The sequence below is a fragment of the Nitratireductor thuwali genome, from assembly GCF_036621415.1.
Lineage (GTDB): Bacteria > Pseudomonadota > Alphaproteobacteria > Rhizobiales > Rhizobiaceae > Chelativorans > Chelativorans thuwali.
Genome location: NZ_CP030941.1, coordinates 2,129,072 through 2,141,742 on the forward strand (window position 1 = coordinate 2,129,072; position 12,671 = coordinate 2,141,742).

A 12,671-nucleotide genomic window follows, 5' to 3' on the forward strand; every position below is an offset into this window, starting at 1 on the left:
CACCTAGAAAGACATGGTCAGCTTGACGCGGCGTTGGCTTCCGCGCTTTCAGGGGGTTTTGCAGGCACCACGTCGTTCTTGGCCGGCGCTTCCTCAATGCTGTCTTCGAGCGGTGACTTGAGCAGGATGCTGATCAGGCGGGCTACCGTTTCCTTCATCTCGAGACGCGAGACGACCATGTCGACCATCCCGTGCTCCATCAGATACTCTGCCCGCTGAAACCCTTCGGGCAGTTTTTCGCGGATGGTCTGCTCGATCACGCGGGGGCCGGCAAAGCCGATCAACGCGCCGGGCTCGGCGATGTGGACGTCGCCCAGCATGGCATAGGAGGCCGTCACCCCGCCCGTGGTCGGGTTGGTCAGCACCACGATATAAGGCAGACCCGCTTCCTTGAGTCGGTCCACGGCCACTGTGGTGCGCGGCAGCTGCATGAGGGACAGGATGCCTTCCTGCATGCGCGCCCCGCCGGAAGCGGCGAACAGCACCAGCGGCAGCTTGCGTTCAACGGCGGTCTCGAACGCCTTGACGATGGCCTCGCCCGCGGCCATGCCGAGCGACCCGCCCATAAAGGAGAAATCCTGCACGGTCGCCACGATCTCACGGCCTTGGATGGTGCCAACCCCGTTTACGATGGCGTCTTCCATGCCCGTCTTCGATTTGGCATCGCGAAGCCGGTCCGTGTAGCGGCGCTCGTCGCGAAACTTCAGCGGATCGACGGGAGCTTTGGGGTTCTCCAGCGTTTCAAACTTGCCGTTGTCGAAAAAGAACTTAAGCCGCTCCCGCGCGGAAATGCGCATATGGTGCCCGGAAGCCGGGATTACCCACTGGTTATCCTCGAGATCCTTGTGAAAGACCATTTCTCCAGTCTCGGGACACTTGATCCAGAGGTTTTCCGGCATGTCGCGCCGGCCGAGCATCGAGTTGATTTTCGGCCGGACGTAGTTCGTGATCCAGTTCATGGCCGCAGCCTTCCTTCGTTTCTCTTCCGGAGCGGTTCGCGTCTCTCTTCGGGCCGCGATCCGCTCGGATTATTCCCGTGCCAAATCTATTCGGCAGCGGCGAGCCGTGCTTCGCGCACGCCGTCTGCCAGCCCGCGAACCAGCGTCGCCACGGCTTCGGCCGGATCGGCGGTGGTCTTGCCGTCGGGGCCGAGGACATTGGCCACCGCGTTGACGATCGCCGTTCCCACCACCACGCCGTCGGCCGCGGCACCTATGGCGCGCGCCTGGACCGCCGTCTTCACGCCGAAGCCCACGCAGACCGGCAGGTCGGTGTGGCTCTTGATCCTTGCAACCGCCGCGCCGACCTTGGGAACGTCGGTCAATGCCGAGCCGGTGATGCCCGTCATCGACACGTAATAGACGAAGCCGGAAGTGTTCTCGAGCACCTTGGGCAGCCGCTTGTCGTCCGTGGTGGGCGTTGCAAGCCGTATGAAATTGAGCCCACCCTTCAGCGCCGGCAGGCAGAGTTCCTCGTCCATCTCCGGCGGCAGGTCCACGATGATCAGCCCGTCTATGCCGGCAGCCTTGGCATCCGCGACGAAGCGCTCCACCCCGTAGACATAGATGGGGTTGTAGTAACCCATCATCACGAGGGGGGTCGCGTCGTCGCCCTCGCGGAAGGTGCGCGCCATCTCCAGCGTGCGCTTCAGCGTCTGCCCGCCCTTGAGCGCGCGCAGGCCCGCTGCCTGGATCGCCGGGCCATCCGCCATCGGATCGGAGAACGGCATGCCGAGTTCGATGATGTCGGCACCAGCCTTGGGCAGCGCCTTCATGACGGAGAGCGAGGTGTCGTAGTCGGGGTCGCCGCCCATAAAATAGGTGACGAGCGCAGGGCGGTTCTCGGACCGTAGCTTCTCGAAAAGCGCATCAATGCGGGTAGCCATCGCCTACGCCTCCATGCCGAGGTGCTTGGCGACGGAGAAGATGTCCTTGTCGCCGCGTCCGCACAAATTCATGACGATGACCTTGTCCTTGCCCATCTTCGGCGCGCGCTTGATGACTTCGGCCAGGGCATGGGCTGGCTCCAGCGCCGGGATGATGCCCTCCAGCCGGGTCAGAAGCTGGAAAGCCTCCAGCGCCTCCGTGTCCATGATCGGGACATACTCGACACGGCCCGATTCCTTCAGCCAGGAATGCTCGGGGCCGATACCGGGATAGTCGAGGCCGGCCGAGATAGAATGGCCGTCCTTGATCTGCCCGTCCTCGTTCTGCAGCAGATAGGTCCGGTTGCCGTGCAGCACGCCGGGCGCTCCGGCCGTCAGCGAGGCGCAATGCTCGTCGCCTTCAAGGCCCCTTCCGCCGGCTTCCACGCCCACCATCTGCACGCTGCGGTCGTCGAGGAAAGGATGGAAAAGACCGATGGCATTCGAGCCGCCGCCCACGGCGGCCACCAGCATGTCGGGCAGTCGGCCTTCCGCCTCCAGCATCTGTTCCTTGGCTTCCTGGCCGATGACCGACTGGAAATCGCGCACCAGCTCGGGATAGGGGTGCGGACCGGCGGCGGTGCCGATCAGGTAATACGTGTCCTCGACATTCGTCACCCAGTCGCGCAGCGCCTCATTCATCGCGTCCTTGAGGGTGCCATGGCCCGACGAGACCGGCTTTACCTCGGCCCCCAGAAGCTTCATGCGGAAAACATTGGGCGCCTGCCGCTCGACGTCGGTGGCTCCCATATAGACAACGCAGGGCAGGCCGAAGCGCGCGGCGACGGTGGCCGAGGCCACGCCATGCTGACCGGCGCCCGTCTCGGCAATGATGCGCGTCTTGCCCATGCGGCGGGCGAGCAGGATCTGCCCCAGGCAATTGTTGATCTTGTGGCTGCCCGTGTGGTTCAGCTCGTCGCGCTTGAAGTAGATCTTCGCGCCGCCCAGATGCTCGGTCAGGCGCTCGGCGAAATAAAGCGGCGAAGGCCGGCCCGTATAGTGCCTGCCCAGATGATCCAGTTCGGCCTTGAATGCCGGATCTTTCTTGACCGCGTTCCAGTGCGTCTCCAGGTCGAGGATCAGCGGCATCAGCGTCTCGGCGACGAAGCGGCCGCCGAAAATGCCGAACATTCCCTGTTCGTCGGGTCCGGTGCGGAAGGAATTTGGCTCAGCCGGCTGGTTCAATACCGTCTCCTCGTCCTCAGGCGGCGCCTTCCGTGCGCGCCGCCCGGACGGCACGAAAGAAGTCGCGGATAAGCTGCGGGCTCTTTTCGCCCGGCGCGGTTTCCACGCCGGAGGAAATATCGATGCCGCGCGACAGCGTTGCCGCGATCGCTTCACCGATATTGCCTGCGTTCAGCCCACCGGAAAGCATGTAATCGACCGTGCCGTCAAGGGAAGCCAGCAAGCGCCAATCGAAAGCGATGCCGTTGCCGCCCGGCAACTCCGAGCCGGCCGGAGGCTTCGCGTCGAACAGAAACCGGTCGGCAACGCCGTAATAGGGCTGCACCGCATCGAAATCGGCCGCTTCACGTATCGAGAACGCCTTCATCACCGGCAGTTTGTAGCGCACCTTGACTTCGGAGACCCGCTCCGGGCTCTCCTTGCCGTGAAGCTGCAGCATATCGGGTTCCATGGCCGCGACGATGGCGTCGAGCATCGCCTCGTCGGCATCGACGGTCACCGCGACCGCCTTGGCCCGTTCGCGCGCGGCTTGCCGAAGCCGTCCTGCCTCGGCCTTGTCCACGTTGCGCGGGCTTTTTGCGAAGAAGATGAAGCCGACATGGCTCGCGCCGCAATCCAGCGCCGCCGCAAGGGCGTCGTCCGTTTTCAGGCCACAGATCTTGATATCGAGCGTCATGGGAGAGGCAGTGCCATGAAATATTGGCAGAGTCGAGGTTGGTTTGGGGCAGCAGGGCAATGAGGGAGTAGAGGATAGGGCAATAAGGCAGTAATGACCTTAATCTTTTCGCCCTATTGCCTTATTCCCTTAGCTGTCCTCGAACCGTATCGCCTGCAGCGCCGTGCCGTTTCGCTTGAGCCATGCCTTGGCCTCATCCGTGCGCGGGCACAGTTCTCTGCACAGTTTCCAGAAGCCGGGACCGTGGTTCATTTCCTTCAGATGCGCGACCTCGTGGGCGACCAGGTAATTGATGACGGCCGGCGGCGCCATCATGATCCGCCAGGAGAAGGACAGGACGCCATCTGAGGTGCATGAACCCCAGCGGCTGCTCGTGTCGCGGTAGCGGATCGCCTTCGCCTTCCGGCCGACCGAAGCCGTATGCCTTGCGACCAGCGCTTCAAGATCGTGCTTCGCCTCGCGCTTGAGAAAGTCGCCGACGCGCCTGGGCAGATGCCGGCGATCTCCGCTGACGGCCAGCGCCGGCTGACCATCGACCTCGACGATGGCGACCCCGCCGCGCCGCCCCGGTTCGTGCACGATGAGATGGGGCACACCGCGCAGCGGCACCTTGATGCCGGGCCGCACCGATGGGCGTGCCGGCAGCTTGGCGATGCGTTCTTCCAGCCAGCCCTGATGCCGGGTGACGAAGCGTTGGACCTGCGACGGCGATATTCCCGGGGGGACGGTCACCCGTAGCCCGCTGCCGCCCGGCTCTATACGGAGCGTCAGCCGCCGCGCCCGCGCATTCTCGACGACGCGCAGCGGCAGCGTCCGCCCGCCAACCTCGTGGCTTAGACAGGGCGTGGCCACCTTCAGTCTCGCTGTCTTGAAGGGATTGAAGATCATTGGGCAAGAATAAGCGATTCGCCGGCCTCGGCCATAAGCAAAACGGCGCCCGAAGGCGCCGCAGGATAGATCGTGGAAGAATTGCGAGCTTAGTCTTCGCCGTTGACCCTCGGGACGCTCGAACCCTGGCCGGATTTCCGCTCGTTCATGAAACGGTCGAACTCTTCCTTGTCCTTGGCGCGGCGCAGTTCGCGCACATAGTCGTCGAACTCATTGCGCATGGCCTCAAGCTTGCGGCGCTCTTCCGCCAAACGCTCGAGTTCCTGTTCGCGCCATTCGTCGAACGCGATGTTGCCGGTGCGCGCATGGCTGCGCCGGGCATGACGGCAATTGGCAAACATGCCGTCCGTCGCGCGATTGACGTCACGTTTGAATTCTCCGAGCCGGTCTCCCCACAAAATGTAGGCGAGCATGGCAAGGCCGAGCGGCCAGAACAGCATGAAGCCGATCACCATCAGGGCGATGGTCGCGGGAGTCCAGGCCGGTCGGATAAGGGCAGTATTGGTCATTGTCACCAGATCCTCATCGGTTGAAGTGCAGGGGGCTGCGGCCGCATTGATCGAAATGGGGACCGACTGGCGCCGATTCAAGAAAGGAACGGGCGGAATCTGCCATATCCGCGGAAAATCCACCTATCTTCCACGTCTCAGGCGGCCCTTTCGACCAAGGCCTCGGCCACCCGCAGGATCATCTCGATGTCCTGCGGGCGCGACAGGCGGTGATCGCCGTCGCGCACCAGCGAGAGCGTCACATCGTCTGCCGGCAGATGTTCGACCAGCCGCATGGCATGAGCATAGGGCACGTCGGGGTCGGCCATGCCCTGGATGATGTGCACCGGGCAATGCGTGTCGATGATGCCTTCAAGCACAAGGTTCCTGCGCCCGTCGTCGAAGAGCTTTTTGGTGTAGATATTGGGTTCGTCCGAATATTCCGAAGGCTCCTCAATGAACCCCTGCCGTTCCAGGTCGTGCCGATGGGCATCCGTCAGCTCGGGCTCCATGAGCTCCTTGGTGAAATCGGGCGCCGGCGCGAGCAGGAGCAGTCCGCCGACCCGATCGCCCTCGCCCGCACGGTTCAGTTCCTGAACCATCCTGAGCGCGATCCATGCGCCCATGGACGAGCCGACGAGTATCTGCGGGCCTTCGGTGAAGTGACGGAAGACGGCGAGGCTTTCCTCCAGCCAGCGCGAGATGGTGCCGTCCGTGAAGGCACCGCCCGACTCCCCATGGCCGGAATAGTCATGGCGCGTCATCGCCCGCCCTCGTGCCGCCGCCCACTCGGCCAACGCCACGGCCTTGGTTCCCATCATGTCGGACCTGTAGCCGCCAAGCCAGACGAGGCCGGGCGGGCTCCCGGGCTGATGACGCACCGCTATGGCGTTTCCGCCGACTTCGAGTCGTGTTGCCGGGCTTTGGTTCATGAATATCCTCCAGTAGCATCGTTTTTGGCGCCGGCTCCCGCTTCGTCAAGCCGCGGCGCGTCCAAAGCTGTCGCGGCGCGTTCTTGCAGGTGATTCTTTGTCCCGCCTGTGCTATTGACACAACGCCCGACAAGCGCACATAGCGCACGCCTGTCGCTGGGGGCTCAGCCGTTCCGTCAATGATTTGAGGAGACAACGACCATTCGCAGACCATTCAAAGCGCCGCCTACAGTCAAGGAAGGCCCACGCGCCAATCGCGAGATCCGGGCCGCCCGGGTTCAGCTTATCGACGACGAGGGCAATAATCGCGGCATTCAGCCGATCGATGAAGCCCTGAGGATCGCCGAGGACGCGGGCCTCGATCTCGTGGAGGTTTCGCCCAACGCCGATCCGCCCGTCTGCAAGATCACCGACCTCGGAAAGCTGAAATATCAGAGCCAGAAGAAGGCGGCTGAAGCGCGCAGAAAGCAGAAGACGGTCGAGATCAAAGAGATCAAGATGCGGCCGAACATCGACACGCATGACTACGAGACGAAGATGAAGGCCGTGCGCCGCTTCTTCGAAGAAGGCGACAAGGTCAAGCTGACGCTTCGCTTCCGTGGTCGTGAGATGGCGCACCTGGAGCTCGGCATGCAATTGCTGAACCGGGTGAAGGAAGAGGTCGAGCCGATCGCCAAGGTCGAGGCCGAGCCGAAGCTTGAAGGACGGCAGATGATGATGGTGCTGGCGCCGCGCTGAGCGGTGGTCCACGCCATGCCATTGATGCCGAAAGGTTGGCCGCGCTGCGGCCAGCCACTTTCGTCAAAACCGGTTGCGTGAAAGGCGCTTCGCCGCTATAACGCCGCGTCTCGAACCGGCCGGCAGGGCATGCCGTGTCGGTTCCTAATGCTGAAAACAGCTCGAAACACCCTTGCGAACCCCACCGGGACCGCGGGCATCGAAGCACCAAGGCGCTTCGACGGGCCAATAACGGAGTAGCAAAATGCCCAAGATGAAGACCAAGTCTTCTGCCAAGAAGCGGTTCAAGGTGACCGCCACCGGCAAAGTCATCACCGCTCAGGCGGGAAAGCGCCACAACATGATTAAGCGTTCCAACAAGTTCATCCGCAATGCGCGGGGCACGACGGTTCTTTCCGATCCCGATACCAAGATCGTGAAGAAGTTCATGCCCTACGCATTTTAAGCGGACGAGATTAAGGAGATCATGTCATGGCACGCGTAAAAAGGGGCGTCACGTCCCACGCAAAGCACAAGAAGGTCCTGAAAGCCGCCAAGGGCTTCTGTGGACGCCGCAAGAACACCATTCGCATCGCAAAGCAGGCAGTCGAAAAATCGCTGCAATACGCTTATCGCGACCGCAAGAACCGCAAGCGCAATTTCCGCGCTCTGTGGATCCAGCGCATCAATGCCGCCACCCGCGAGCACGGCCTGACCTATGGCCGCTTCATCGACGGCCTCAACAAGGCCGGCATTGAGGTCGATCGCAAGGTGCTGGCCGATATGGCCGTGCATGAGCCGCAGGCTTTTGCCGTCCTGGTGAAAAAGTCGAAGGCGGCTCTGGAATATCTTAAGGAAACGACGCCGAACGCGTTTGAAAGCGCTGTCGCCTAAGGCCAGCGCTCCCGGCAAGCATTCGCACAATTCGGGAAACCCGCGCTGGCAAGGCTGGCGCGGGTTTTTCATTGTCAGGGTTTTGAAAAGGCTGCTTTTTTTAAAGATTCTATTGTGGATTGGAAAAATAATGATGAACAAGGGACATTTCGACGAACGCACTGATAGGGAAGACCTGAGCGGCCTCTCGCCTCAGGCACTGGAGGACCTGCTACGCCTGCTTGTGCTCGGCCAGCAGCAGCGTATTTCCAGCGCCGATCTGGATGGCCGGAGGGTCTGGATCAAGCGCTATGACGCCGAGCCGACACCGCTTTCGGGCCGGATTCATGCGGTGCTGTCGCCGCTCATTCCCGTTTATGCTCTGCGGGCCTCTCCAAAAGCGAGTGCGGCACAGATGGTCGAGCGCGAAGTCCGCAAGATGAAAGTCTTTCGCGAGGCTGGTTTCGAAACGCCCCAGGTCCTGCACAGCGCCGCCGCGATCATGGTGCTTTCGGATCAGGCGAGGATCGTCCAGCACGAGCTCGACCGGCTCAGGCTGGTGGATACCTTGCGCCATGACAGATTGCTGATCGAGGCCGCAGCCGTGCTCGGTCGTGCCCACAGCCGTGGCCTCTGTCACGGCCGTCCCCATCCGCGCGACATGTTCATTGCCGAAGGCGGGTGGGGATTTGTCGACTTCGAGGAAGAGCCGGAAGCCTCGATGCCGCTGTGCGCCGCGCAGGCACGGGACGTCTGGCTTTTATTCCTGCAGATTTCCACCCAGGCCCTTCAGCCGGAGACCGAGGACAGGGCGCTGGCCGCCTATCGCGCCGAAGCGCCCTCGGGCTCGCTGATCGGCCTCAAATCCATCATCAATGTGCTTTCGCCCTTGCTTCCTGTCCTCTCCCTGGTTGAAAAGGTGTCGCTGCTCGGCAGCGACGGGCGAAGGCTGCTCTCGGCGACCCGCTTCCTGAAAGGGACGCTGGCCGCGACAGGAGCCGAAACCGAAACGTCAAAGCCGGTAGCGGCAGGCTGAAGGAAGGACCATGACCGATCTGGACCAACTCGAACGTTCGATCCTCGACGAGATCGCCGCTGCTTCCGACGAGCAGGCGATCGAGGCGGTGCGCGTCGCCGCGCTGGGCAAGAAGGGGACGATCTCGGAGAAGTTGAAGACGCTGGGCGCAATGACCCCGGAAGAGCGGCAGGTGATGGGTCCCGCGATAAACGGTTTGAAGAACCGCATCGCCGAAGCCCTCGCCGAGCGCCGGGCGATCCTGCGCGATGCGGCGATTGCCGCCCGTCTGGAGCGCGAAAAGGTCGACGTCACGCTGCCGGTGGTTCGCCCACCAGCCGAGCGTGGCCGCATCCATCCGATCAGCCAGGTGATCGACGAGATAACCGCGATCTTCGGCGACCTGGGCTTCGAGATCGCCGAGGGCCCGGACATCGAGACCGACTACTATAATTTCACGGCGCTGAATTTTCCTGAAGGTCACCCCGCCCGTGAAATGCACGACACCTTCTTCTTCCCGCCCGACGAAAAGGGCGAGCAGAAGCTCCTGCGCACCCATACGTCGCCGGTCCAGATCCACACGATGGAGGCACAGAAGCCGCCAATCCGCATCGTCATTCCGGGCAAGACCTACCGGCAGGATTCGGACGCCACCCACACGCCCATGTTCCACCAGCTCGAAGGGCTGGTCGTCGACAAGACGTCCACCGTCGGCCACCTGAAATGGGTGCTCGAGGAGTTCTGCAAGGCCTTCTTTGAGGTGCCAGCCGTCAATATGCGCTTCCGCCCGTCCTATTTCCCCTTCACCGAGCCGAGCCTCGAACTGGATATCCAGTGCGACCGCTCGACGCCGGGCGAGGTCCGTATCGGCCAAGGCTCCGACTGGCTGGAAATCCTGGGCTGCGGCATGGTGCATCCCAACGTCCTTCGCATGTCGGGCATCGACCCCGACGAGTATCAGGGCTTCGCCTGGGGCATGGGCATCGACCGCATCGCCATGCTGAAATACGGCATGCCGGATCTGCGGGCCTTCTTCGACGCCGACGTGCGCTGGATCGACCACTACGGCTTCCGCCCGCTCGATATACCGACGCTGTTCGCAGGGTTGAGCTCGTGATTTGCGAAGGCGGTTGCCTCTGCGCTGCGGTGCGGTTTGCGGCCCACGCCGGGCCGATCTGGCGTTCCTATTGCCACTGCGGCGACTGTCGTAGGGCAACCGGAGTGCCGGTCGCAGCTTTTGTCGGCTTCCCGGAGGAAATGACTACCTTCGAGGGCGAAGCGCGCCGCAGCTTTCGTGCAGGGTCGATAGAGCGAAGCTTCTGCGGCCGTTGCGGCAGCCCGCTCACTTATCGGGACGAGAAACTGCCGGGAGAAGTCTGCGTCTATCTGGGTGTGATGAATGAGCCCGAGCGTTTCGCGCCGACTCTGCATGCATTCGAAAGTCAGCGCCTGCCATTTCTGAAGATTGACGACCACCTTCCACGTTTTGAACGCTTCAGCATTGAGCGCTGACCGGAATTCCTGAGGAACGATTTGCGATGAAATTCACGCTTTCCTGGCTAAAAGATCACCTCGAGACCGACGCGACGCTCGGCGAGATCGTGGAAAAGCTCACCATGATCGGGCTCGAGGTCGAGTCCATCGATGACAAGGCGGCTTTGAGGCCGTTCGTGATCGCGAAAGTCCTGAGCGCTGAAAGGCATCCCGACGCCGATCGGCTGCGGGTGCTGTCCGTCGACACAGGCGATGGCAAGCCGGTGCAGGTCGTTTGCGGCGCTCCCAATGCGCGCGCAGGCCTCGTCGGCGCGTTCGCTGCACCGGGCACCTATGTGCCGGGCATCGACACCACCCTGTCGGTCGGCAACATCCGGGGCGTCGAAAGCCACGGCATGATGTGCTCCGAGCGCGAGCTCATGCTTTCCGACGAGCATGAAGGCATCATCGACCTGCCCGCGGATGCTCCTGTTGGCATGCCGTATGCGCAGTGGGCCAGGCTCGACGATCCGGTGATCGAGATCGGACTGACCCCCAACCGGCCCGACTGCACCGGCGTCCTCGGTATCGCGCGCGATCTGGCGGCAGCCGGGCTCGGCCGGCTAAAAACTCCGGCGGCGGAACCCGTTGCCGGCAAGGGGCCAAGCCCCGTGACCGTGTCCATCGCTGCGCCCGATCTGTGCCCAGGCTTTGCCCTGCGCGCGGTGAAGGGCGTGAAAAACGGTCCGTCGCCTAAATGGATGCAGCAGAGGCTGATCGCCATCGGTCTGCGGCCCATCAACGCGCTGGTCGACATCACCAACTACGTCACCTTCGACCGGGGCCGCCCGCTGCACGTCTTCGACGCCTCCAAGGTGAGGGGCAATCTCACGGTCCGTCGCGCGCGCGACGGTGAGAAGGTGCTGGCGCTCGACGAACGAGAATACGAGCTGACCTCGGATGTGTGCGTCATCGCGGACGAGGAAGGCGTGGAATCCATCGCCGGCATCATGGGCGGCGAGCAATCGGGCTGCGACGAGAACACCACCGACGTGCTCATCGAATCGGCCCTGTGGAATCCCGCCAATATAGCCCGCACAGGCCGCAGTCTCGGCATCATCACCGATGCGCGATACCGCTTCGAGCGCGGTGCCGACCCGGAAATGATGGTGCCGGGCCTCGAACTGGCCACCCGCCTTGTGCAGGAAATCTGCGGTGGGGAGGCGACCGAGGCCCAGGTGGAAGGCTACGCCGGCTACCAGCCACGCACCGTCAGCTTCCCATACAGCGAGGTCAAGCGCCTGACCGGCCTGGACGTGACCGCCGACGAGAGCGCCGGCATCCTCAGGCGGCTGGGCTTCGGCGTCGAGGGAAGCGGTGAGACAGCTCTCGTCTCCATCCCGTCCTGGCGTCCGGACGTGGACGGCAAGGCCGATCTCGTCGAAGAGGTTATGCGCATCCACGGCGTCAACGAGATCGCGCCGCAGCCGCTTCCCGCCTCGGGCACGGTCAGCCAGCGCATCCTCACCACGCTGCAGGTCCGCACGAGACTCGCCCGGCGGGCGCTCGCGGTGCGCGGCATGATGGAAGCCGTCACCTGGACCTTCATCCCGCATGACCATGCAGCTCTCTTCGGAGGCGGCGCCGGGGCCTTGCAACTGGCGAACCCGATCGCCGCCGACATGTCGGACATGCGCCCTTCACTGCTGCCCGGCCTTCTGGCAGCCGCCCAGCGCAATGCCGACCGGGGCTATGGCGACGTTGCCCTGTTCGAAGTGTCCAGCATCTATGAGGGCGACGAGGCGGGCGATCAGCGCCGCGTGGCGGCCGGCGTGCGCCGCGGCACCGCCCGTATGGAAGCGCATGGGCGCCACTGGTCGGGCAACGCCCCGGCGGTCGGTGTCTTCGACGCCAAAAGCGACGCCCTGGCGGTGCTGGAGGCTTGCGGAGCGCCGGTGGACAAGCTGCAGGTCGTCGCCGGTGGACCGGAGTGGTATCACCCGGGCCGCTCCGGCACGATCAGGCTCGGCCCGAAGGTCGTGCTCGGCACCTTCGGCGAGTTTCATCCAAAAACGCTGGAGACCGTCGACGTCTCCGCCCCGCTATGCGGTTTCGAGGTGTTCATCGACGCGATTCCGGAACCGAAAGCGCGCGCCACGCGCACCAAGCCGAGACTTGATCTTTCGCCGTTCCAGGCGGTGAGGCGTGACTTCGCCTTTGTCGTGGACAAGGCGGTCGAGGCCGCCAGCATCACCCGCGCCGCCGCCGCAGCCGATAAGAAGCTCATCACCGGCGTGCGCGTTTTCGACGTCTTCGAGGGTGCAGCCCTTGGTGAGGATCGAAAGTCGGTGGCGGTCGAAGTCTCGATCCAGCCGGTCGACAAGACCCTCACCGAGGAGGACTTCGAGGCGCTGGCCGCAAGGGTGGTCGAAAACGTCAACAAGCAGACCGGCGGCGTGCTCCGCGGCTAGCCTTTGTCCCATCGGGCGGGAGAAGCCGC

General features: G+C 63.3%; 14 protein-coding genes. 7 read left to right on the forward strand and 7 right to left on the reverse strand.

Going from position 1 to position 12,671, the window contains the following annotated elements; all coding sequences use genetic code 11:
• Positions 1-17: 17 nt before the first annotated feature.
• The 7 genes from accD to NTH_RS10325 all read right to left on the reverse strand — a co-directional run bounded on the left by accD (position 18) and on the right by NTH_RS10325 (position 6,093).
• Positions 18-959 carry an acetyl-CoA carboxylase, carboxyltransferase subunit beta gene (gene accD, locus NTH_RS10295; protein WP_338529932.1) on the reverse strand — a complete coding sequence of 314 codons (942 nt, stop codon included), beginning with the start codon at positions 957-959 and terminating at the stop codon, positions 18-20.
• A gap of 86 nt (positions 960-1,045) precedes the next feature.
• Entirely contained in the window at positions 1,046-1,885 is an 840-nt protein-coding gene (gene trpA, locus NTH_RS10300; protein WP_338529933.1) for a tryptophan synthase subunit alpha, read from the reverse strand.
• 3 nt (positions 1,886-1,888) lie between these two features.
• Positions 1,889-3,109, reverse strand: a complete 1,221-nt coding sequence (trpB, locus tag NTH_RS10305) for a tryptophan synthase subunit beta (protein WP_338529934.1) — start codon at positions 3,107-3,109, stop codon at positions 1,889-1,891.
• A 16-nt stretch (positions 3,110-3,125) separates the two neighbouring features.
• Positions 3,126-3,785, reverse strand: a complete 660-nt coding sequence (locus NTH_RS10310) for a phosphoribosylanthranilate isomerase (protein ID WP_338529935.1) — start codon at positions 3,783-3,785, stop codon at positions 3,126-3,128.
• A 129-nt stretch (positions 3,786-3,914) separates the two neighbouring features.
• Positions 3,915-4,673 (reverse strand): M48 family metallopeptidase, encoded by a 759-nt coding sequence (locus NTH_RS10315; RefSeq protein ID WP_422392378.1) that lies wholly within the window; start codon positions 4,671-4,673, stop codon positions 3,915-3,917.
• A gap of 89 nt (positions 4,674-4,762) precedes the next feature.
• Positions 4,763-5,182 (reverse strand): DUF2852 domain-containing protein, encoded by a 420-nt coding sequence (locus NTH_RS10320; protein ID WP_338531864.1) that lies wholly within the window; start codon positions 5,180-5,182, stop codon positions 4,763-4,765.
• A gap of 137 nt (positions 5,183-5,319) precedes the next feature.
• Entirely contained in the window at positions 5,320-6,093 is a 774-nt protein-coding gene (locus tag NTH_RS10325) for an alpha/beta hydrolase (RefSeq protein WP_338529937.1), read from the reverse strand.
• A 201-nt stretch (positions 6,094-6,294) separates the two neighbouring features.
• Between NTH_RS10325 and infC the strand changes: the two genes are divergently transcribed.
• The 7 genes from infC to pheT all read left to right on the forward strand — a co-directional run bounded on the left by infC (position 6,295) and on the right by pheT (position 12,642).
• Positions 6,295-6,831: a translation initiation factor IF-3 gene (gene infC, locus NTH_RS10330; protein WP_338531865.1), complete on the forward strand. Its 537-nt coding sequence runs from the start codon at positions 6,295-6,297 to the stop codon at positions 6,829-6,831.
• A gap of 244 nt (positions 6,832-7,075) precedes the next feature.
• Positions 7,076-7,276 (forward strand): 50S ribosomal protein L35, encoded by a 201-nt coding sequence (rpmI, locus tag NTH_RS10335; protein ID WP_338529938.1) that lies wholly within the window; start codon positions 7,076-7,078, stop codon positions 7,274-7,276.
• A 26-nt stretch (positions 7,277-7,302) separates the two neighbouring features.
• Complete coding sequence (gene rplT / locus NTH_RS10340) at positions 7,303-7,704, forward strand: 50S ribosomal protein L20 (RefSeq protein ID WP_338529939.1); 402 nt, start codon at positions 7,303-7,305, stop codon at positions 7,702-7,704.
• A 133-nt stretch (positions 7,705-7,837) separates the two neighbouring features.
• A complete protein-coding gene (locus NTH_RS10345) occupies positions 7,838-8,719 on the forward strand; it encodes a serine/threonine protein phosphatase (RefSeq protein WP_338529940.1) in 882 nt (293 codons plus the stop codon).
• 10 nt (positions 8,720-8,729) lie between these two features.
• Positions 8,730-9,815 carry a phenylalanine--tRNA ligase subunit alpha gene (gene pheS, locus NTH_RS10350; protein ID WP_338529941.1) on the forward strand — a complete coding sequence of 362 codons (1,086 nt, stop codon included), beginning with the start codon at positions 8,730-8,732 and terminating at the stop codon, positions 9,813-9,815.
• Positions 9,816-9,844: 29 nt separating this feature from the next.
• Positions 9,845-10,210, forward strand: coding sequence for a GFA family protein (locus tag NTH_RS10355; protein ID WP_338531866.1), 366 nt, complete (start codon positions 9,845-9,847; stop codon positions 10,208-10,210).
• A 26-nt stretch (positions 10,211-10,236) separates the two neighbouring features.
• Complete coding sequence (gene pheT / locus NTH_RS10360; RefSeq protein WP_338529942.1) at positions 10,237-12,642, forward strand: phenylalanine--tRNA ligase subunit beta; 2,406 nt, start codon at positions 10,237-10,239, stop codon at positions 12,640-12,642.
• Positions 12,643-12,671: the final 29 nt, after the last annotated feature.

Bases quoted from the DNA above. Each gene is read 5' to 3' on its own strand.
- accD (WP_338529932.1), bottom strand. From the start codon at position 959: ATGAACTGGATCACGAACTACGTCCGGCCGAAAATCAACTCGATGCTC.
- trpA (WP_338529933.1), bottom strand. From the start codon at position 1,885: ATGGCTACCCGCATTGATGCGCTTTTCGAGAAGCTACGGTCCGAGAAC.
- NTH_RS10310 (WP_338529935.1), bottom strand. From the start codon at position 3,785: ATGACGCTCGATATCAAGATCTGTGGCCTGAAAACGGACGACGCCCTT.
- NTH_RS10315 (WP_422392378.1), bottom strand. From the start codon at position 4,673: ATGATCTTCAATCCCTTCAAGACAGCGAGACTGAAGGTGGCCACGCCC.
- NTH_RS10320 (WP_338531864.1), bottom strand. From the start codon at position 5,182: ATGACCAATACTGCCCTTATCCGACCGGCCTGGACTCCCGCGACCATC.
- NTH_RS10325 (WP_338529937.1), bottom strand. From the start codon at position 6,093: ATGAACCAAAGCCCGGCAACACGACTCGAAGTCGGCGGAAACGCCATA.
- rpmI (WP_338529938.1), top strand. From the start codon at position 7,076: ATGCCCAAGATGAAGACCAAGTCTTCTGCCAAGAAGCGGTTCAAGGTG.
- rplT (WP_338529939.1), top strand. From the start codon at position 7,303: ATGGCACGCGTAAAAAGGGGCGTCACGTCCCACGCAAAGCACAAGAAG.
- NTH_RS10345 (WP_338529940.1), top strand. From the start codon at position 7,838: ATGAACAAGGGACATTTCGACGAACGCACTGATAGGGAAGACCTGAGC.
- pheS (WP_338529941.1), top strand. From the start codon at position 8,730: ATGACCGATCTGGACCAACTCGAACGTTCGATCCTCGACGAGATCGCC.
- pheT (WP_338529942.1), top strand. From the start codon at position 10,237: ATGAAATTCACGCTTTCCTGGCTAAAAGATCACCTCGAGACCGACGCG.